This window comes from Dyadobacter sp. (assembly GCF_039919315.1).
Taxonomy (GTDB): domain Bacteria; phylum Bacteroidota; class Bacteroidia; order Cytophagales; family Spirosomataceae; genus Dyadobacter.
This window is the reverse complement of record NZ_JBDSFX010000001.1, coordinates 283,014-304,438: the sequence shown is the minus strand read 5'-3', so window position 1 is coordinate 304,438 and position 21,425 is coordinate 283,014. Positions and strand designations below refer to the sequence as shown.

17 protein-coding genes and 1 tRNA gene are annotated in these 21,425 nt (G+C 43.7%); 9 read left to right on the top strand and 9 right to left on the bottom strand.

The features are described 5' to 3' along the window. Positions 1–567 precede the first annotated feature (567 nt). From ABIO93_RS01365 to ABIO93_RS01350, 4 genes are all read left to right on the top strand, one after another. Positions 568–861, top strand: a complete 294-nt coding sequence (locus ABIO93_RS01365; RefSeq protein WP_348063646.1) for a hypothetical protein — start codon at positions 568–570, stop codon at positions 859–861. Between the two features lie 11 nt (positions 862–872). After that, positions 873–1,388: a phage virion morphogenesis protein gene (locus ABIO93_RS01360; RefSeq protein ID WP_348063645.1), complete on the top strand. Its 516-nt coding sequence runs from the start codon at positions 873–875 to the stop codon at positions 1,386–1,388. A gap of 4 nt (positions 1,389–1,392) precedes the next feature. Further along, on the top strand, positions 1,393–1,680 hold the full coding sequence (locus ABIO93_RS01355; protein WP_348063644.1) for a hypothetical protein: 288 nt from the start codon (positions 1,393–1,395) through the stop codon (positions 1,678–1,680). Between the two features lie 484 nt (positions 1,681–2,164). Further along, positions 2,165–2,440, top strand: a complete 276-nt coding sequence (locus ABIO93_RS01350) for a hypothetical protein (protein WP_348063643.1) — start codon at positions 2,165–2,167, stop codon at positions 2,438–2,440. A 233-nt stretch (positions 2,441–2,673) separates the two neighbouring features. On the opposite strand, the gene ABIO93_RS01345 is transcribed toward ABIO93_RS01350, so the two are convergent. The 4 genes from ABIO93_RS01345 to hpt all read right to left on the bottom strand — a co-directional run bounded on the left by ABIO93_RS01345 (position 2,674) and on the right by hpt (position 5,357). Then, on the bottom strand, positions 2,674–3,066 hold the full coding sequence (locus ABIO93_RS01345; RefSeq protein WP_348063642.1) for a hypothetical protein: 393 nt from the start codon (positions 3,064–3,066) through the stop codon (positions 2,674–2,676). Positions 3,067–3,222: 156 nt separating this feature from the next. Further along, a tRNA-Leu gene (locus tag ABIO93_RS01340) sits at positions 3,223–3,306 on the bottom strand. Between the two features lie 95 nt (positions 3,307–3,401). Further along, complete coding sequence (locus tag ABIO93_RS01335) at positions 3,402–4,802, bottom strand: MBL fold metallo-hydrolase (protein ID WP_348063641.1); 1,401 nt, start codon at positions 4,800–4,802, stop codon at positions 3,402–3,404. Positions 4,803–4,829: 27 nt separating this feature from the next. Then, positions 4,830–5,357 carry a hypoxanthine phosphoribosyltransferase gene (gene hpt / locus ABIO93_RS01330; RefSeq protein WP_348063640.1) on the bottom strand — a complete coding sequence of 176 codons (528 nt, stop codon included), beginning with the start codon at positions 5,355–5,357 and terminating at the stop codon, positions 4,830–4,832. Positions 5,358–5,537: 180 nt separating this feature from the next. On the opposite strand from hpt, the gene ABIO93_RS01325 reads away from it, so the two are divergent. After that, complete coding sequence (locus ABIO93_RS01325) at positions 5,538–6,764, top strand: tetratricopeptide repeat protein (protein WP_348063639.1); 1,227 nt, start codon at positions 5,538–5,540, stop codon at positions 6,762–6,764. A gap of 57 nt (positions 6,765–6,821) precedes the next feature. On the opposite strand, the gene ABIO93_RS01320 is transcribed toward ABIO93_RS01325, so the two are convergent. The 4 genes from ABIO93_RS01320 to prmA form a co-directional block, all read right to left on the bottom strand. Then, positions 6,822–8,183 carry a dipeptidase gene (locus tag ABIO93_RS01320; RefSeq protein ID WP_348063638.1) on the bottom strand — a complete coding sequence of 454 codons (1,362 nt, stop codon included), beginning with the start codon at positions 8,181–8,183 and terminating at the stop codon, positions 6,822–6,824. 106 nt (positions 8,184–8,289) lie between these two features. Continuing rightward, positions 8,290–8,949 carry a glycerol-3-phosphate 1-O-acyltransferase PlsY gene (gene plsY / locus ABIO93_RS01315; protein WP_348063637.1) on the bottom strand — a complete coding sequence of 220 codons (660 nt, stop codon included), beginning with the start codon at positions 8,947–8,949 and terminating at the stop codon, positions 8,290–8,292. Between the two features lie 154 nt (positions 8,950–9,103). Then, positions 9,104–13,789, bottom strand: coding sequence for a hypothetical protein (locus ABIO93_RS01310; protein ID WP_348063636.1), 4,686 nt, complete (start codon positions 13,787–13,789; stop codon positions 9,104–9,106). 31 nt (positions 13,790–13,820) lie between these two features. Next, a complete protein-coding gene (gene prmA, locus ABIO93_RS01305; RefSeq protein WP_348063635.1) occupies positions 13,821–14,654 on the bottom strand; it encodes a 50S ribosomal protein L11 methyltransferase in 834 nt (277 codons plus the stop codon). A gap of 207 nt (positions 14,655–14,861) precedes the next feature. Here prmA and ABIO93_RS01300 point away from each other — a divergent pair, with 207 nt between their 5' ends. Both ABIO93_RS01300 and ABIO93_RS01295 read left to right on the top strand, forming a co-directional pair. Then, positions 14,862–16,025: an ATP-binding protein gene (locus ABIO93_RS01300; protein ID WP_348063634.1), complete on the top strand. Its 1,164-nt coding sequence runs from the start codon at positions 14,862–14,864 to the stop codon at positions 16,023–16,025. Between the two features lie 103 nt (positions 16,026–16,128). Beyond that, entirely contained in the window at positions 16,129–16,326 is a 198-nt protein-coding gene (locus tag ABIO93_RS01295; protein WP_348063633.1) for a hypothetical protein, read from the top strand. A gap of 121 nt (positions 16,327–16,447) precedes the next feature. On the opposite strand, the gene ABIO93_RS01290 is transcribed toward ABIO93_RS01295, so the two are convergent. Further along, positions 16,448–18,262, bottom strand: coding sequence for a glycogen synthase (locus tag ABIO93_RS01290; RefSeq protein WP_348063632.1), 1,815 nt, complete (start codon positions 18,260–18,262; stop codon positions 16,448–16,450). Between the two features lie 329 nt (positions 18,263–18,591). Between ABIO93_RS01290 and ABIO93_RS01285 the strand changes: the two genes are divergently transcribed. Further along, positions 18,592–20,160 (top strand): family 10 glycosylhydrolase, encoded by a 1,569-nt coding sequence (locus tag ABIO93_RS01285; protein ID WP_348063631.1) that lies wholly within the window; start codon positions 18,592–18,594, stop codon positions 20,158–20,160. A 4-nt stretch (positions 20,161–20,164) separates the two neighbouring features. Further along, positions 20,165–21,382: an NADH-quinone oxidoreductase subunit D gene (locus ABIO93_RS01280; RefSeq protein WP_348063630.1), complete on the top strand. Its 1,218-nt coding sequence runs from the start codon at positions 20,165–20,167 to the stop codon at positions 21,380–21,382. Positions 21,383–21,425 lie beyond the last annotated feature (43 nt).

Genomic DNA, 21,425 nt, shown 5'->3' with positions numbered 1-21,425 from the left:
ACACCATCCACGCATCAGAGGTAAACCCGTCGAGGGAGTGGCTAGATAGGGTTGTTTCCGTCAAATCAGTGCCAGAAGTTCCGGGCGAAAGTACCGCCCCGGATGTTCTCATTTACAGTGAGGCGCGGGAATACCTCCGAAAATTGGCCGGTTTCAATAACCAATCCGGTTAAATGGCATTTAAACGCCGTTTAAAATCGTGCAATTGGTTTAGCACCTGAAAGTTATACGGAAAGTGCCAAGAACTTAAAGCCAGATTACAGTTTTTCGAGACTTGGGCAAAGGTGTCCAAAAGCAGCACAAAAAGTACGCTTTGGTATTAGGTAAATGACTGTTTTTGAGTCGATAAATAGCCAAATTCACGCAAAGCAAGGCGTTTTAGGCCAAAAAAAGCCAATATGTAGCGTACGACCGCAGTATTTCAGGTACTAGGGGTATCGGTTTTTTGATACAAAAAATATCTAAAAAATACGCTGTTCTGCAAAAGGCATGGTACGCAGGGGGTAATTGTAAACAAGTGAAATTTAAGTTTAACCGGTCGTCAGACTACTAAAAATTACGCAGGATATGGCAAAGAAAACAAAAACAATCAGAGAGCGGGCTTTTAACTATCACGTTAAGGGGCTGACATTTTCAGAGATCGGCAAGATATTGGATTTGTCACCACGGACGGTAGAGCGTTACAGCCAGATAGATGAATGGAAGGCAAAGGCTAACCCGGTTTCCCTTCCTCAACGGGCAAAGGAGTTACGGGAACGCGGCTTTTCGTGCGCTGCAATCGCTCAAATGATCGGGGTGAGCAAAAGCACTGTGTTTAACTATTTGAAGGCCGTGGAGGTAAAAATTATCGCATCACAATAAATAAAAATAATATGTCACCGAAAGAAATGATAAAACTTGCAGACGATGTATCGGCATTCATGCATAATGAAGCCGTAAGGATTATTGGAACAAGGGCGAAAAACCATTTTAAACAAAGCTTCCAACGAGGGCAAGAAGGGTTCATTGATGAGAACTTAGAAAAATGGGATGATATTAAGCCTTCTAGCAGACGGGCAAAGGCAAAGAAAAACGGTGATTCAGCCCCGATTTTAACCAGATCGGGGCAATTGGCCGATGATATAGGCGATTGGAGCGCAGACTTCAATGATCAGTCCGTAACATTTGGTTCTAACAAGCCGTATGCTAAGATACACAATGAGGGAGGTGTTATATCTGGGAGCCAAACGGTTAAGGCGCATACGCGAAAGGGGAGGCCGGTAAAAGAGCATACGAGAAATGTGCATACTGTAATCCCTAAGCGTCAGTATATGGGCAAAAGTAAAAAGATGGAGGAGCAGATTTTTAAGGACATTGAAAAGGGGTTGGACAAAATTTTTAACAAATAGCAAGATGAGGCAACATAATGAAAGGGAGGATTTTAAAGCAGAAATTAGAGCCTTGTTATGTCAACTTGAAAAGAAGGCAAAAGAGGGGCTAGATTTGGGAGTTTCCAGTGCAATTTACCTCAATGCTGGCCGAATGGCTTTTACACAAATAAAATGGACGGTAGCGGATGCAGATTTTGTGGACTTTGAGGAGGTATTGAGAACCCTAATACCATTTTCACAAGATGAAAGAGATCAAGAACTTTTTGCAAGTTCCGGTGAACACGTATGGAAAAGATGCCCAAATAACTAAAACGTCAAGTATCTATTATGCCGAAATTTGATCAAAGGAACATTTTGGCCGTTCGTAATTCAAAGATCAGGAGCGAGTTTGAAAAGCTATATAAAACCGGCCTACGTGCAGATGTAGTGGTAGGCCAGTTATCAAACCAATTCTTTCTATCGCGGCTTACTGTTGAGGCAATTGTTTACAATCGGGGCGTGTACAGGGAATTTTAAGGGATAGCGAAGTTTTAGGGGAATATGTAAAGGGGGGCGGTCTTTATGGCCGCTTTTTTGCGTTCTGGATACGGTTAATAAATTTCATGAAAGTTTCCCTTGCTTTTGTGATCATGGTTTTTGAACATTTGGATTCCTATAAATCAATAAAATTATGCTACGATATTCAAAAGTTATGCCCTGTTATGGTGCGGGATGGCGAAAGCCCCCGAAACGCTTATTATTGAGCGTTAGGACACCTTAGACAGGGCTTTTTATTATCCTAAAATCAATAATTTATGGAAACGAATGAAAAATCGCGGCCTCCGGGCGGTGCTTCTGTTGTTGTCAGTAAGGAATCTTACGGGCAATTAGTTGTTAACATGCTGGAAAAACAAACAGGGTTCCAATGGAAACGTGATCTTTGGGGGCTATTTTCCCGGTACGTTGAAAGTAACCACAATGGAGACAAAAGCGCAAACCTGTTGGATGAATTTTGGACTTTCCGAGATTTGGTAGAGTTTTTTGAGAACGTGGAGGCGTTGCAGGCTGGAAAGGAGGTGCGGGAGTTATGAAAGATTACCGTAAACTCTATTATGAAGCAAGGCTAAAAATAGAGGACTTAGAGGACGATATACAGGGGTATTTGGAGGGGGAGGAGCACTACTTTAAAAAGTACCAGAAGTTGAGGGAATTGATAGAGCGGCAAGGCGGCGTACTTGCCCTAATGAGTGGTAAAATGTATTTGATGCACAATAATTAAAGCGAAAGCCCGGCGGTAATTGTCGGGCTTTTTGTTGTTATGGCTTTATTCTTCCTCAGCTTCTTCCTTTTTGCGTTTCTTGCCAATTAGACCTTTGAAAACCCCGGCAAGTGAAGAGGTTACTACTGTTGTTATTAATACGCCAAATCCCTCCGAAGCCTTACCATGCCATAGTAAAACTGTGTAAAGACCTAAGGCCGCAACAACAAAGGTTCCTCCATATATTTTGTTTTTAAGTTCGGTTTTTTCCTCAGCTTCTAACCTAATCTTTTCAAATTCGAGTCTATTTTTTTCCTTTTGGTTGTCAGAATCAATCCGTAAACGCTCCATTTCAATTTCCATTTTATCGGACTCCTGTTTGAAAGAAGAAATTAGTGTCATTACATCATTAAAACTGACAATGTTTGTTTGTTGAGGAGTGTTCGTATTGTCGTTCATACAGGATTATGAAAAGGGTTGAAATTTCACTTTAAGAAATAGCGAATTTGGGTATAAAAAAGACTTTTTATTTTTATCCGTCCAATAATCCGTCCAACGGCAGGAAATAAAAAACCTCAACTTGCTGATATATAGCTAGTTGAGGTTGAGTAATTGTGCCGAAGATGGGACTCGAACCCACACAGGGCAACCCCCACACGCCTCTGAAACGTGCGTGTCTACCAATTTCACCACTTCGGCCTAAAAATCGGTGCGCAAAAATGTGACTTTGTTTTGGACTTTCCAAGCCTTTGCAAGACTTTCCAGGTTTTCAAAACCTGGAAAGTCTGATTTTCTTAAATTTCTACATTTTCGTACAAGGCAGGAATGTGCACGTTTTGAAATCCTGCTTTTTCCAGCTTCAATTTAAATGAAACCTGCGTTTCATATTCTCCGTGGACCAGAAATACCTTTTTCACTCTTGAAGGCGTTTGGCAGGAAAGGAATGCCAGCATTTCATTGTAGTCGCCGTGTCCCGAAAATGAATCCATGGTCGCTACCTGACACTTTACTTCGAATTGCTCCCCGAAAATATTCACATGCTGATCGCCGCGTTTCAATGCGCCTGCCAATGTGTTCGCAGAAGCGTATCCCACCAACAGAATCGTCGATTTTTCGTCGCCAATATTGTTTTTGATATGATGCTTGATCCGGCCTGCCTCGGCCATTCCAGATGCTGAGATAATAATGCAAGGCTCTGCTTTTTCATTCAGCGCGATGGATTGTTCTACATCCGAAATGTAATGGAGGTACGGAAATGCAAACGCATCACCGTCTTTTTCAATGTATTCCAATATTTCGGGATTGAAACATTCGTCATGCTCCTTCATAATTCCCGTCGCCTTGATCGCCAGTGGACTATCGATGTAAACGGGGATCTGAGGCAGTTTTCCTGAGCTCGACAGCTGGTCCAATGCATAGATAAGCTCCTGGGTGCGGTCAATGGCGAATGCAGGAATAATGAGTTTTCCGCGGCGCTCTACACAAGTTTCCTGCACGATTTTCAACAAATGTGCGTGCATGTCAATTTCTTTTTCATGCAGCCTATCGCCGTAAGTTGACTCGCAGATGATCACATCGGCCTGCGGAAAAACATCAGGCTTCCTTAAAATACGGTCATCCGGCCGGCCGATATCTCCTGTAAAAGTGAGTTGCGTGACTGTACCTTTATTAGGGATGCTCAAATGAACCGCAGCACTTCCCAGCAAATGTGCTGCATCCGTCAACACCACTGCAACTTCATTATCGGCGCCCAGGTGAAACATCTGACCATACTTTACAGTTTTGAGCAAACTTAATGCACGGGTCGCGTCTTCGGAATCATACAATTCTTCCAACAATGGTCGTCCCTGTTTCCGGCGACGCTTGTTGATCCGTTCAAGATCCTGTTCCTGAATGTGCGCACTGTCAAGCAACATTACTCTGCATAGGTCTGCCGTCGCGGCCGTACAATAAATGGGGCCATTAAATCCTTTTTTTACTAATCTCGGAATCAGCCCCGAATGATCAATATGGGCGTGAGAAAGAACCAGATAATCAACCTCGGAAGGTTTAAAACCGAAGCTCTGGTTAAATTCGTCGGTTTGAATTCCCTGAAACAGCCCACAGTCCAAAAGTATTTTCGTCCCCTTTTCGGTTGTGATCAAATGCTTGCTTCCGGTAACAGTTCTTGCGGCACCAAAAAATTGTATGTGCATATAAATGGTTGAGTTATTGTACTTTGATCAGGCCAGAACGTATAATGAATCGAGGTTACGCCCAATACCATCATAATCGAGCCCGTAACCGACTACAAATTTGTTTTCAATCTCAAAACCCACGTACCGCATTTCTAATGGCGTTTTGAGCGCCTCTGGCTTGTGCAGTAATGTGGCTATTTCTATGGATTTGGGAGCAAATTCTTCAATTTGTTTTAACAATTGTGTCATCGTCAGCCCGGTATCTACAATGTCTTCGATAATGATTACATCGCGGTCCGTCAAGGTTTCCTCCATACCTATAATTTGTCTAACTGTTCCCGTCGATTCGGTTTGCGCGTAGGATGAAAGTCGGATAAATGTAATTTCGCAGGAGAGAGGGATTTTTTTAACCAATTCACTGGCAAAAAGAAAAGCGCCGTTCAAAACCACGACAAAAAGCGGGCAGCTGCCTTCATAGTCTTTGCTGATCAAAGCCGCCATTTCTGCGATCCGGTTTTCTATCGTGTCCCGAGAAATAAATGGGACAAACGTTTTATCCAGAATGTTGATCATATTTGAGGTGTCATTTCTTTATCAACGATCGTATTCAACGCAAGATTTGATAAAATATTAATAGCTATCAGAATTACCAAATACTCTGAGGATCAATATTAACTCTTTTTTCAAAAACCCGGCTGATGACAAACGTAAAATATAAATCCGGCGTTAAATAGGACAGATTTTACCCCTAATATGAAAAGTCTAGTAATTAACACCATAACATTCTGCTGCTTAACTGTATTAACCATTCATTCTGCCTCGGCTCAATTGTATTCTTCTGCGGATCTGGACAAGAATTACGATATGATCCTCAAAAATCCGAGTGTACAAATCGAGTCGACTGAGGCGATTAATATGCTTTACAATTATAAGTTCGCAGAAGCCGATGCGGAATTCCGGTGGCTCAAATACCGGTATCCCAAACATCCTATGCCTCATTTCCTGATGGGATTGGCCGAATGGTGGAAGATTGTGCCAAATACTGAAAACGAATCACACGATAAAGCATTCCTGGCGCAAATGGATTCTACGATCAATCTGGCGGAGGAATTGTATGATAATGAAAAGAACAAAGTAGAACCTGCATTTTTCCTCGCGGCGGCGTATGCATTCAAAGGGCGGCTGTATGCGGAACGTGAAAGCTGGACAAAAGCGGCATTTGCAGGAAAGAGATCGCTCAAATATTTTGAACAATGCAAAGGTAATGGCGACCTGACACCCGAGCTGCTTTTTGGCGACGGTCTTTATAACTACTATGCTGAATGGGTTCCCAAAGAGTATCCGATCCTAAAACCAATCCTGGCGCTTTTTCCAAAAGGCAATAAAAAACTAGGTGAACAGCAGCTCGAAAAAGTGGGGAACAATGCTTTTTACACAAGGGTAGAAGCGAGGTACTTTCTATTGCAGATTTACAGTATGGAAAATGAACATAGCAAAGCCTATGAAATGGCCAAGTATATGTGGCAGACGTATCCTGACAATCCTTATTTCGAAAGATATTTTTGCAGGACCGCCTTTGTAACAGGCAAAATGGGCGAAGCTGAAAAGGCCGCGCAGAACATTATTGATAAAATCGGCCAGGGAATGCCGGGATACGAGGGTGTGAGTGGCCGTAATGCGGCTTATGTGCTGGCGTACTATAATATGAACTATCACCGGAATTATGAGCTGGCGAGCCAGTACTACCAGAAGGCGATAGATTTTTCAACCCAGACCAACTCGCTGAATGCGGGATATTATATTTCTTCTCTCATTGGATTGGGCAAGATTGCCGAGGTCAAGAAAGATTATGATGAGGCGCTGCGCTACTATAAACTGGCAGACGACAAGGCAGATAAAAAATCCAGTCAGGATAAGGAAGCAAAATCGGCTATTGCCAATTTGAAGAAAATGAAACGCGAGCAGCGGAGGAAGAGGTAGAAAGTAAGACTTACCAAGTCTTGGAGATGGGGTCGCCTAGACTTGGCAAGTCTTTTTTTATTTCTTCAATTCCGCATAATGCTTGAAAAACAACGGAATGGTTTCAATGCCTTTGTAATAATTGAAGAGACCATAGCTTTCATTGGGTGAATGTAAAGCGTCAATGTCCAGTCCGAAGCCCATCAGGATACTTTTGCAACCTAATTCCTGTTCAAAAAGCGCAACAATAGGAATACTTCCTCCGCCACGTGTCGGGATTGGTTTTTTGCCAAATGATTCTTCCATCGCCATTTCAGCAGCTTTATATTCCAATGAATCGGTAGGCGTGACGTATGGCAACCCGCCATGATGCGGAACCACTTTCACTTTCACCGAAGCGGGCGCGATAGACTCGAAATGCTTTGTGAACAATTCACAGATTTCGTCATCTGTCTGGTCAGGTACGAGCCGCATGGATATTTTGGCGCTGGCTTTGGATGGCAACACCGTTTTCGCGCCTTCGCCAATGTAGCCGCCCCAAATTCCATTCACATCGAGTGTTGGTCTAACCGAAGTTCTTTCGATAGTCGAGTAACCGTCCTCGCCGAGAATGTCGTCTATGCCCAAATCTTTTTTGTATTCTTCCAGATCGAAAGGAGCTGCATTCAATGCATCGCGTTGTTCGGTGGTCAGATTTTCGACTTTATCATAAAATCCGGGAATGGTAATGTGACCTTTTTCATCTTTCAATGAAGCAATCATTTCACATAATACATTGATAGGATTGGCAACTCCGCCGCCGTAAACCCCTGAATGCAGGTCGCGATTGGCGCCTACTACCTCTACTTCAACATAAGTCAGACCACGCAAACCTGTTTCAATGGAAGGCACATCGTTGGCAATGATACTGGTATCGGAAATCAGGATCGTATCACATTTCAGCATTTCGCGGTGTTCCTGCACGAATGCTCCCAAATGTGAAGAACCAATCTCTTCCTCGCCCTCGATCATGATTTTGACATTACAAGTCAGCGAATCGGTAGCCAGCATTGTTTCCAAAGCTTTTATATGCATATAAAACTGGCCTTTGTCATCACAAGAACCCCTTGCATAGATCCGCTCGTTTTTAATGACGGGCTCAAATGGAGGAGAATTCCAGAGTTCGTACGGGTCGGCCGGCTGCACATCGTAATGTCCGTAAATGAGCACAGTAGGAAGCGCAGCGTCAATAATCTTTTCACCATAAACCACGGGATGACCGGCGGTTTCATAAATTTCAGCGCGATCTGCTCCTGCCTCTGAAATCCGGTCACGGACATATTCAGCCGCTTTGAGCATATCATTTTTGAACTTCGAGTCAGCGCTCACGGAAGGTATCCTGAGCAGATCGAGTAATTCATTGAGAAACCGGTCGCGGTTTTTTTCTATATAATTAAGCATCGCCTCTGATGTGGTTGATCGGAATAACTTGTTTAAATGGCGTTCAATATAAAAAAATAACCCCTAAGGTCTTGCCTCAGGGGTTGGTATTTCGTGAATATTCTTTTCAGGAATGACGGTTGCCGGTTTTTTGTTTTCCAAAAATATCAACCCGGCTTTCATTCCCATTCCACAGGCGGACAATGTTCTTTTGGTGTGTAAAAACGACCAGCACAAACATAGTAAATCCAAAAACGATCAATAACGGCTCGGGATGCCCGAAAACGCCTACCCATGAAAGTACCGGAAATGCAAGCGTGGAAAGAATAGAACTCAATGAAACGTATTGAGAAGCAAGTAGTGTCAGAATAAAAATAGTAATGCAAACGGAAGCAAGCTCAGGGTGAATGGCTAGTACCATACCCAACAATGTAGCAATTCCCTTTCCGCCTTTGAAATTAACAAACACCGGGAAAATGTGGCCGATGATGGCGATGATGCCGAAAATGATTTTGTACATCAGCAGTTCGGTTTCGCCGATTGTGTTCATATAAAATAACATGGATGCAAGGCAAGTTGCTGTCCATCCTTTGAGCACGTCGATCAGCATCACGACCGTACCGGCGCGTTTTCCTAAAACCCTGAATGTATTGGTGGCACCTGCGTTTCCGCTGCCATGCTTTCTCACATCAATTCCAAAATAACCGATACCATACCAAACTGAACTTGGGATGGATCCGAGCAAATAAGCAGCAACAATCGTAACTATTAATAAGGTAACATTCATTTTGTACTATTCAAAGATAAAATAAAATTACAAAAAGCTTTTTTCAAAAATACGATAGTTGAAGGATTTTACAAGCAAATGTGATGCAAAAGTACGGCTCTGCATGCAAATTTTCAAATAATGGTAGAAAGTATTGCGAATAGACTGTTTGGTTTTAGAATCCTTCGGCAGGTTCTGCTTTTTTCTTTTTTTCTTCTGCAGGGGTAGAAACGGTTTTTTTCTTGGTAGCCTTTACAAGCTTTGCTTTTTTGAGTGCTGGCTGATAGAAATCATCGAAACGGTTAACAAATAAATCCTTTTCTTCCGTTCCAATGCCCACCAAAGTCATGTCTTTGGACTTCACATTTTTAGACTTGGCGGTAATCTGATCATTAAAATCAACCTGCGAAGAAACGACGCCTAGTTCGCCTTGTTTGTAGTCAATGTAGTACCAAATGTCAGGGGAAGCTTGTAGATAAAGACTGAATTCGTCGCCTTCCACGCCCCGTCGGATTTCCAGTACGCCGTCCATTTGAGCATTCACATTGTTGCGGCCAAAATGTCCTACTCCAATCGGTCCTTGCGAATAATAGGCATTATGCGGCGCCGACCAGCGCAGATTTACATTCGATAAAAGCATTGGAACATCCAACACAGGCGAAGCGTCAAAAAGTGGCTTATAGCCCGCTGCGGTCAACTTAATGTAAGCATCGGTAGCTTTTGGCCCTATCAGCGCTGATAATTTTTGGTTCAGCTGGTCTGCATCATCATCGGCGGCGGTACTATTCTGCTCTTCCAGATTTGTTTCTACGATTTTGGCTACCATCGGTTGTGCTATCGGTTCGAGCGCGGGCAATTTCATCAATAACATTGTATTGAATCCAAATTTGGCGCTATCCACTTGCACTTCCGCTGTTCCTACGGTCTGCAGCCAGTCTGCAGCTGTAAGTTTGAATGGCCCTGAAAAAGTAGCGAGTCCCGTTTTATCATCGAACCGGAGCGCATTGGCTTCATCGATCAGTCCGTCGGCCCCCGGCGGCGGGTTTACTCTGAAAGCTTTGGTATCCTCATCATAATTGAGCGCACCTTGCGCCTGATAAATGTCTTCGTCCCCATCGGATTCCTTCGGTGAAAGGAAACTCATATACATTCCTCGTGTCTCATTGTAATGTAGACCTACGGAAAGCGGTATCTCGTGTTCGTTTTTAAGGTCTTTATTGATTTTGATCGCAATCGATTCGCCGGGCGATTCCTTATAAACGATCCACGAGCTCTGGAAATCCTTGCGGAACTTGATAATAGGTTTGACAAAGCCGTCCAGCTGCAATGACGGTTCGTACGCAATGAGGTTAATACCGCCTTTATATTGAATGCGTGGCGAGAGGATCAGGTTTTCTGTTTCCTTAATGTCCGCACGGGCAGTGGTGTAATATTTTGCGGTAAAAGGTGCTTTGTTATCGTTACGGGACCGCTTTCCTTCACCGGTCGCACCCATTTCAACCAGTTCAAAATTCTGCATTTTGATGTTGAATGTATCTTTTCTCGCCGTAATGTACTGGTAAGTAGCCGAGCCTTCGAAGTGGTTACGCGAGGTGATGCGAATGTCGGCATCACGCATGCGGTGTGAGGTTTTTAATGTATCAATTTCAATGCGTGCCTTTTTCAACGGGCTGATCTTCCCTTTACTATCGACACTGACCATGCCGCCGTCGGGAATAATTTTAACGTCGGCGGTTTGGATAAAAGGTACGCCTTTGATGTTTAGTGTCACTTTATCAATGTCATAAATCGCCTCGGAGCCATTGAAAGTAAGACCTTCCTGATCCGGATCCATGGAAGTGTAGGACGAAGTTTCACCAAAACCTTTCATCAGAATGGTCTTTTTGGTCATATCCCATTTGGCGCTGCCTATCAATGTCTGGTAAGAAGCCGTCGGAATTTGCATCCCGGATGAATCACTTCCAAAACCCGTTTCATCCGTCAGAAAGTTGGCAATTCCGGTTTTGAAATTGAAATCAATGTTGACATTATTACCAGTCAGTAGCTTCTTAGCAGCTTTCAAATCGCCACTATTGATCGCAAAAGATGAACGATTGGCCAGAAAACCGTCTTTATTGAATTTGATATCAGGAGAAGACAACTCAGAATCAGGCCTTTTCAGTTTACCATTTCCATACAAACCCGTCGAACGCAGCAAAAGGCTACCTTCGAGACTGGTAGTGCCTTTATAGAATGAAAACGACTTGCCCTGTGTGTTGATAAACATGCTATCAGCATTGGGATACCATTTCAAGGCATAATCTTTCAGCTCAACTCCGGGGAAATATCCTTTTCCGATCGTCGCTTCCTTAATACTCGCTACATCACCCGACGCCATGAGTGAATCGGAGGTAAGCAGCACATTCTTGGCGGTCATCGACGCCGACAGATATTTTAAAATGGCTTTTGAATGCAAGCCGCTGTTGTCCATCGTTAATGTATCCGTGAACTTTGCGAGCGCTTTTCCGCCGTAAAGCTTCATATCGGTAACGGGTGGCTTGTATTCAAATCCGAGCGAATTGTCGGGCATACTTTTCAAAATCGTCTGGATAGGAGGGATGATACCATTCGAATTGAAATTTCCTTCGAAAATCACATCGCGCTCATCCAATCCACCCATATCAATCTTTGGGATTTTGAAAAACACTTCGCGTGGATAAAGTACGGTACCTCTCTCAGGCTGGTCGAAAAACACCGTCATACCATCTTCAACGACCAGGCGCGGCGATTTCTTGACGCCTTTTTGCAGACCGGATTTATTCTTGGGATCACTCAAATAGAATGTACCTCCCTTGTCATACTTAACGTGCCCGCCGACTTCGCCTTTCTGACCTTTTGCAAATTTTTCCCTAGGTGTAAATGTGATGGAGTCAGATGGAGCAACATTGACAAAGAACTGGTTGTAGTCAAATTTGATGTTCTGTCCGCGGAATTGATAGTTGGACGCTACCATTTGTCCATTTAAAGTAAAACTCCTATTTTTCCCGATAACCAGTTTTTTATCAGACGGAACCGCAAATATTTTCAGGGAATCGCTCACGAGAAACCTTCCTACGCCCAAAACAGTAAGCAAAGTATCAGGCAAATAAATGGTAGCATTAGCCACTTCCTCGTTAGCTGCATACTGCGACGCGACCTGGAAATTGTCATAATCCGCCTTGTCCAGATTAGCCAATACATACAATACGCCCTTTTTGCTCAGCGCATATTCGTCCGTTTGTTTGTTATAAACAAAATATTCCGCCAACGTCAGCCGCTGTAACGCATTCCTGATAATGGTAGGATTCTGTTTAAATTGCTTTGCCAGCTCGTCAGGAAGAAATGCAGATTTTTTCTGAGTTTGGGTGTAATTCGCAGCCATAATAAGAGGCTGGAAACCATATTCCTTGCTAATGTCCTTGAAACGCTCCTTTTTGAAATAATCATAAGACTCCAGGCTGACCGGAACCACCTGCTTACCATCAATGCGCAGGAATTCCACTTTGAGCGTAGGAAACCGCCAGCGCATCGCCTGCGACCAGATGTTCATTTTATGATACGAATCCTTGTAAGGCAGCGGAGCGTAGTCGGTCTTGTCTACACGACCAAGTTTCACCAGACCTTCGTCATCATTGTATTTAAATGTAACACCGGGGTGGTAAAGCGAATCGGCACCCAACGGCATCGAATAAGTTGTAAATGACGATGAAATCACAGAATCTTCCAGGACAAACTTTTTGGAAAGCACCTTGAATGCTAGCTGGTCCTTGTATTTCACCTTGATGGTAGAAGGTAAGTCGCTGAGAGAGGAACTATACATTTTAGTCCCGATCAATGCAAAACCACCTTTATAGTCGATGTTTTTTCTGTTTTCCTTCAATTTTGCATCAATGGTATTGGAAACAAAACGAGGGTAAGGAACAGGCTGGCCCTTGATTTTTTTGACACCACGATACTCCAATGTGCCTTTAATAGGAGCTGCAAGCTGTCGCTCGTCGTGCAAAGTGACATTTTCGGCGACGAGTTTCGGCTGGGAAATATTGAAGGAATAACTATCCAGATCCGCGTAAATGGTCGAATCGTCGGCTGCTTGCCAGTTAAATTTCCCGTTTTTACCAACAAAAATCCCATCTTTCAGAGACACGCTTCCATTCGCCGGACCAAACACCACTGAATCCCCGGCGGTTACCATGGCAAAAGTGGCATTTTGCAGATCGAGCAGTGCGCCTGCGATGATGGGCAATGGATTGGATTTTGGAGTGATCACAAAATTGGAGTCTATCGGCGTGTTCCAGCTGTCATTACCCGCCGCTACATTAGCTTCTGCGTTAGCTGCGACTGCATTGGTAGTATCAAACCGGTATTGATAGGTACCACTGAGCAGGTATAGGGAGTTATAATTGGCAGCGTAAAGTTTATTGGTTTCGTGCAGGCTCCTGACTGTTTCGAGTACTTTCTGCAAAGATTTTCCATCGTATTTCTCGCCGGAAATCGCTGCGAGGTTCAAAAAGCCATCGAGGTTTTCGGGGGACTGTTTGGCAAAAGAATGTGTATTCTTGGTCAGAAGAAACAGCACAGGCCCTGCTTTTTGTCCTTTTGCTACCTGCGTTTTGATGATACCAATGAATTTCGCTTGCTGGGGAGCGCTGATCGCTGACATCCAGATACTATCCATTTGAGCTGCCGCCCGGATATATTGTGGATTACGGCTGCCTTCCATGAGTTTACGGAACTGCACCATAAATTGCCCCGGTTCGTCCGAAAGTTTTAGATTCTGGGCGGATGCAGTTTCCCCAATAAGCGTCAGCAGGTAAAGTATTAGCGCAAAGCGAATGATTTTCATGGGTTATTGGCTTTTAATAATGCAGCCGGTATTAAAGCTTTTCAAATACAACGGTTGCCCATTGATTTCGAGTATTTGATCTTAATTTTTTCAGGCCACTTTCTGCGGAACATTGCTCAATATCAGCCTGGTCAGTTTCGTAAAAGCCACTTGTAACCAGCCAGCCGCCCTGGCTTAGGTGCTGCACATATTTGGGTATTTCACTTAATAATATGTTGCGGTTAATGTTCGCCAGTATCCCACCGAAAATTTGGCCGGCAGGTACCTCCGTAATTGTTCCCTGAAATACGTCTGCCGTTGCCGACAGATTGTTCATCGCGAAATTCTCGCGGGTATTTTCAACCGCCCATTCATCAATGTCAAAACCGAGCAGGTTTGCGGCGCCGAGTTTGGAAGCCAACACAGCCAGTATACCAGTCCCGCAACCCACATCCATCACCGACAAACCTTCATGCGGAAGGCTAAGTTGCTCATTCATAACGAGCCAGGTAGTTTCATGATGTCCGGTACCAAAAGACATTTTGGGCTGGATCAGCAGGTCATATTTGAATGCAGGATCTGGTTCGTGGAATGTTGCTCTTACCCGGATCTGGTCGCCAACTTCAATTGGTTCGTAACTTTTTTCCCACTCCTCGTTCCAATTTCTCCTTTCTAACGATTTCCAGGTTGCCGCTATTGTCGCCAAATCCTGGTATTTGGTAGTGATTTCATTCAGATTATCTTCATCAAAATCAGCTTCTTGAATGTATGCGAGCAAGCCTTCATCAGTCTCCACAAATGATTCAAAACCAGCCTCTCCCAGCTCCGCCATCAATATTTCCGAAAATTCCGGATCAACTTTTAAATCTACTTCGATGTAATTCATTGGTTAATAATAATTTGAAATTAATTATTGGCTTCGTAGACCAGCCCTTGATTTCTATGTTAAAACGTTGGCAGTTTGTTGAAAGCTCTAAAAGGTACTAAGAATGTATGATTGGGTGAGGTTTTATTCAAAATATCAGACAAATTCAAATATTAATACCGGTATTTTAAAATTAAATTTTAAATTTACGGGATTAATTTACACCATATGTATGATAGAATCATTGAGAAAGAGCTATTTGAGCAGATTTTAGATAATCCGGCTGTTGCATTGGTTGGTCCACGTCAGGTTGGGAAAACAACATTAGTAAAAAATCTGCAAAAAAGCTTTGAAAAGCCTTCCATTTACCTGGATCTGGAATCCAATGCGGATCTCGCGCGTCTACAAGATGCCGAATTGTATCTGGATGAAAGGCGTGGAAGCATGATTATCCTTGATGAAATTCAACGTATGCCATCTCTGTTTCCATTGATGCGCTCGTTGATAGACCGTCAGCGGGAACCCGGTCGATTTCTTCTGCTTGGCTCAGCATCGCCTGATTTGCTAAAAAATAGTTCAGAAACTTTGGCAGGGCGTATTTCCTATCTGGAACTTCATCCTCTCCAATTTGATGAAGTGCGCGGCAAAATAACCTATTCAATGCATTGGTTGCGAGGAGGATATCCTGCGATGTTACAAGCGGCCTCTGATAAATCTTCATTCAGAAAAATGAGTGATTTTATTAATACTTACATTGAAAGAGACCTGCCGCTATTAGGGTTGCCCGGGAATCCAAACAATGTAAGACTTTTACTAAACATGCTTGTGAGCGTGCATGGAGGCCTACTGAACGTCTCACAATTGGCAAATTCGTTAAAAATGACAGTACCAACCGTTCAAACGTACCTCGATTATTTGGAAAATGCATTCCTGGTCCGGCGGTTATTGCCCTGGCATGTAAATGTGAGCAAGCGCCTTGTCAAAACACCAAAGATATATATCCGTGATTCCGGAATGCTACATTCCCTGGCTGGTATCGCAAATTCAGAAGATTTAGCGGGGAACATAATTTTAGGAAATTCATGGGAAGGATACGTTATTCAACAAATCATCGCGAACCTTCCTTTTGATGTCCGGCCTTATTTTTACAGGACCCAGGACGGAGCAGAACTTGATCTCATTTTAATTAAAGGGACATCTGTTAAAGTTGCGATTGAGATAAAATATACCAACAGCCCAGTACTTAGCAGAGGAAATAGTGTCGCACAACAAGATTTAGAAAATCCTTTGCTTTTGATTGTGACACCTTCGGCGGAAGATTTTAATTTAAGAGAAAATGCAACAGTCTGCAGTATCGCTACTGTGGCAGATCATTTGAAGAATTTGCTGTAAATGAATTACTCTTAGATAGGTTAAGATGTTTAGACTAAGGTGGTGTGATACATCTTAATAATGAAAATCGCTAAATTTGAGTAAACCGTTTAAAACAAAAGTCATGTACACGGCTGTTAAAGGTATTTATGAAAATGGAGTTTTAACCTTTGTTGAAACTCCCCCAGCCATTAAAAAGTCAGAAGTTGTGGTTTTATTTATGGATGAAGGGAAGCAAGCAAACGCGACACTCAAAAGCAAAGGCGTCGTATTGGGAAGCCTTGTAGACAAAGGCTATCACATTCCCAATAATTTCAGCTGATGCAAATTTCATCCTATACAAGGGATTGATCCAATTGATTGAAGCGTAGGTTACAAAATAATAAGTCCCTTGAATCATTGAATTCAAGGGGCTTATTATTATCAATATAAGATTTCTCTACCTACGGTTTCCTCCTCTTCGCCGCCAAATCATGCGCAGTATCATAGTAAGAACGCAGGTTCATCCAGTCGAAGACATCGGAAATGTTTTCGACGCGGTTACGCTGCATAATACGGTCGCGGCGCTGCATTTTTACGAATTTGAAAAGGATATCAGCCAATTGGTCAGCTGCTTGCGAGAATGTTTGAGTTTTTCTGTTGATTACGTAGATACCGCGGTTTTCATAATCCCGCATAATCTGCATAATGTAATCTCCAAAGCCCGACAAATCGCTGGTGACGGTTGGTACGCCCCTTACTACGCATTCTAGAGGCGTGTAACCCCATGGTTCGTAATAACTTGGGAAAACGCCCAAATGGCAGCCCCGTACAAATTGGCCGTAATCCAACCCAAAAAGCGGGTTGGTAGAAGATATAAAATCAGGGTGGTAAACGATTTTTACCCGGTCACGCTCATTATTGACCAGATTAGCCCTTTTACAGAATTCCGTAATGCCGTCCTCTTCTTTCAAATCGTGCGTTACAAATGCAGGGAGCTTATCCGTTTTCCAGCTCTGAATGGTTCTTCTCAATCTCAACCGCCAATATTCATCGACGAAATTATTAAGATCAGGCATTTTGTGGTCGCCGCCGGAAGCGGTAGCCAGGAAAAGCTTTTCCCCCACTTCCTTTTCAATAGCTGTACAGGTTTCCTGCAACTCATTCAAAACGGCCCTGGATTGTAAAACATCAGGATTGACTGAATAATAGGGCTGCTTGGTCACAATGAACATCACCACGGTCATATCCATTCCTGCCTGCACCATTTTCCAGTTCAGCCTCGCCAGTGCTTCCAATGTAAGGTCGTAGCCCTTGTTGCTGTACTCATATCGGCCCGAAGTGAAGAAGTAAAGCGTTTTGTCAAGATCGAATGAGTAGCTTGGGAAAAAGTGGCCCAGCACAAACTCATGAATGCGCTCTTTATGCTTTAAATGCAGATTCTGGAATTCGTGCACCGCCTGAAAACGAACCACGTTCAAGCCGTTTGGCGTCACGAGATCTGGCATTCTGCCGAGGAAAACTTCACACTCCCGCGCCGTGACGTCACTCACTGTGGTCAGTACATGCGCGCTCAGCGCGGCTTGCCTTTCAACCGAACATTGTGCCAGGATACCATAATTTTTGGCTTCCTGCTCCCAGTCAAAAAAGGGCAGCTTATTATAAAATCCAGATACATTTTGTGCAAGGTACCTGCCCAGCATGGTGGCGTGGGTGGTGAAAGTCGTGGCGATTTTTACATTTTCGCGTTTGAGATCGGGCAGACCGCTGCTGGCCATCCATTCGTGAAATTGTGCGTAAATTTCTTCCCGCTTGGAATTTTCTTCCGCATATTCTTTCAGGAAAATGCGCACCAGTTCCCCAAAACAAAGCGTCTGGTTGACGAGAGGCTCAACATTGATAGTAGGAATACGGCTGCGTTCCCACAGGTTAAACTTGATCGTGTCCAGTTGCGGAGCAATGCTGTCTAGTTCAAACAATACTACACGCGGCTTACCTGTTACCAACCAGTAACCGTAAAAAAGGGTATAACCCATTTCGCGCATTCTTTTCACGACACGACCTGCCGGAGAATCGTCGAGGTCAGTGATTATTTCAAATTCGGATGACGCTTTTTTTTCGAAATAAGGGCCAAGTAAAAAGTAGTTCTCATCCCACTTTTCAACCATTGCCGGCACCTTTGTCCTTATAACAGTATAAATTCCTCCAACTTGATTACAAACCTCCCATGCAATTTCAAACAGGACGTTTTTCTTAGTGGTTTTGACAAATGGTTCCAATACGGGATACAGGTTTAAACGTTACTAGCTGCATTTGCAAAGAGTGGTGTTTCCTTTAAGTCACAAAAATCCTTGTAATTACACAATAAATATGCAGAAAAATTATTCAGAATTACAACAATCGGCCTTTTGTTTCTTTGCCGTTTCTGAAAGCACAGGCCACTTTTCAGGCGTCGAAATATGACAAAGACAAGAAAGCTGTCAGAATCCGTAAAATCATTCAGAAGGGCAAATCAAAGCCTCTCCCCATGAATTTAAGTGTGTTCTCGGCTAACTTTGTTCCAAATTACGTTACTTTGGTTGGATTAACATTTTGCATTGGTTAGATAGTGAAAAAAATTAAAATAGTTGCGCTTTCCTTTACACTCATCATGTTTTTAATGGAAAGCTGCATTGCCCAATCTGCGGAAACTGAAAATATTTTTCCTCCAAAAAGAGAATTCAGAGCGGTTTGGATAGCTACTGTTGATAATATCGATTGGCCTAGCAGTAAAAATCTTGAACCAGAAGAACAGCAGGAAGAGTTTTCTGCACTTCTGGATTTCCATAAAAGAGTTGGAATGAATGCAGTCTTCGTGCAGGTACGTGCGGCGGGCGACGCATTTTATGCCAAAAGTCCTGAGCCCTGGTCAGAGTGGCTTACCGGCCGGCAGGGCAGGAAGCCAGATCCAATGTGGGACCCCCTGGATTTTATGATCGAAGAGGCTCACAAACGCGGCCTGGAATTTCACGCCTGGCTAAACCTGAACAGGCTGGTCCATAAGTCTTCCACCAGTATTTCTTCTGAGAACATTAGTAAGCTCCATCCCGAATGGATTCTGACTTACGACGGATATAAATTGTTTGATTTTGGAATTCCAGAAGTCCGCAAGTTTATTACCGAAATGACCGTCAATGTGGCCAAGAATTATGATATCGACGGCATTCACTTTGATGATTATTTTTATCCGTACGCAGCACCCGGTCAGGTGATACAGGACGAGGCAACATTCAGAAAATATAGCGACGGCTACACCAATAAGGCAGATTGGCGGAGACACAATGTAGATTTGCTGGTCAAACAAATTCACGATGCGCTGGAAGCTACCAAGCCGAAATTGAAATTTGGTATCAGTCCGTTTGGGGTTTGGAGAAATAAAGACCGGGATGCAGAAGGTTCGAAAACTTTCGGAGCGCTGGCTTCTTATGATGATCTTTTTGCCGACAGCCGGAAATGGGTGAAGGAAGGATGGGTTGACTATATCGCGCCTCAGGTTTATTTTTCTTCTGGTTTTGGGCGAGTGCCATACAAGAATCTGGTCGATTGGTGGACAGAAAACAACTATGACCGGCATTTATATATAGGTATGGGCGCATATCGGGTCGGGTATAAAGACAAAGACACGCATTGGTCCAACCCAGCGGAAATTCCCAATCAGGTCCGGTATTTCAGGGAAAATGAGACCGACGGAGCTATCTTTTTCAGTTCAAGGTCATTGCGGGGAAACAGTCTGGGTTTTGTAGATTCGCTTCGGCGGGATTTTTTCAAGTACCCGGCTCTGGTTCCGACCATGCCCTGGAAAGATCGTATTCCACCGCTTTCTCCGCGTAGTTTGAAAGCGACGCTTTTGTCAAAAGGCATTGAATTGACCTGGGATAAACCTGACGCTGCCGCAGATGGAGATCGGGCATGGTACTATGTCATTTACCGTTTTCCTCCTGATGAAAAAGCAACTGCGCATGATCCGCGACGCATCATTGGAATGTGTTATGAAGGGGAGCAGTTCGTGGATATGAGCGCCGAATCCGGCAAACGCTATGTCTACTATGTGACAGCCGTAGATCGTCTGCATAACGAAGGAAGGCCCATCGGACCATTGAAAGTAGAGGTTCATGATCAGAAGCTAGTCAGATTTTAGAGCGATGAGCAATTCTATACAATACGAATACAAACCTGAATATCTAACCGTTTCGGTTCCGACAAAATATAACTCCGAAAGTCTTCGTACCGAGGAAATGATTTTAAATATGGGGCCACAACATCCTTCTACTCACGGAGTTTTGCGCCTGGAAGTAGTGACGGACGGGGAAGTAGTGGTGGATGTAGTACCGCACGTCGGGTACCTGCACCGGTGTTTCGAAAAGCACGCTGAATCACTACCATTCAATCAGATCATACCCTATGTAGACCGCATGGACTATGTGGCAGCGATGAATTCGGAGCATGCGTATGTGATGGGTGTTGAGCGAATGCTTGGTATTGAGAATGACATTCCAAAACGCATTGAATATATCCGGGTCGTAGTGGCGGAACTGAACCGGCTGGCTTCTCACTTTGTGGCACTGGGCACTTATGCCATGGATATCGGTGCTTACACACCGTTTTTATGGATGATGCGTGACCGCGAACAAATTTTGCGGCTGCTTGAATGGACTTGCGGGGCCCGAATGCTTTACAATTATATTTGGATAGGAGGGTTATTTTATGATCTTCCCGTCGGATTCGAAGAGCGATGCCTTGAATTTGTTCAATATTTGAAACCCAAACTGGTTGAATTACAGCAGCTTGTGGTGGAAAATAAAATATTTATCCAGCGTACCGCTAATGTGGGCGTGTTGCCATTACCTGTCGCGATCAACTACGGCTGCACAGGGCCAATGCTGCGTGGTTCTGGCTTGCGTTACGATCTCAGAAAAGTAGACGGCTATTCTGTTTATCCCGAACTGGAATTTGAAGTACCCATCGGCGAGGGAAAAATGGGAACCGTCGGCGATTGCTGGGACCGTACCTGGGTTCGTGTGGTAGAGTGCTGGGAATCGGTGAAAATGATCGAACAAAGTCTGGTACAGCTTACCGGAGATTATAAGCGCACCCGTGATTTTGACCCGCAAGCCATTGTTCCGAAAAAAATCCGCCCCAAAGCGATGGACTTTTATGTGAGAGCTGAAAACCCGAAAGGGGAGCTGGGTTTTTACTTCCGTACCGACGGTCGGTCTGATATTCCTGTACGATGCAAAGCGCGTGCATGTTCGTTTAATAACCTTTCCGTGATTGGAGAAATGTCAAAAGGATCATTACTGGCGGATCTGGTGGCCATTATTGGTTCTATTGATGTGGTAATGGGCGAGGTAGACCGATAACAGAAAAAGCCGCATCGAAGCGGCTTTTTCTGTTATACAAAGA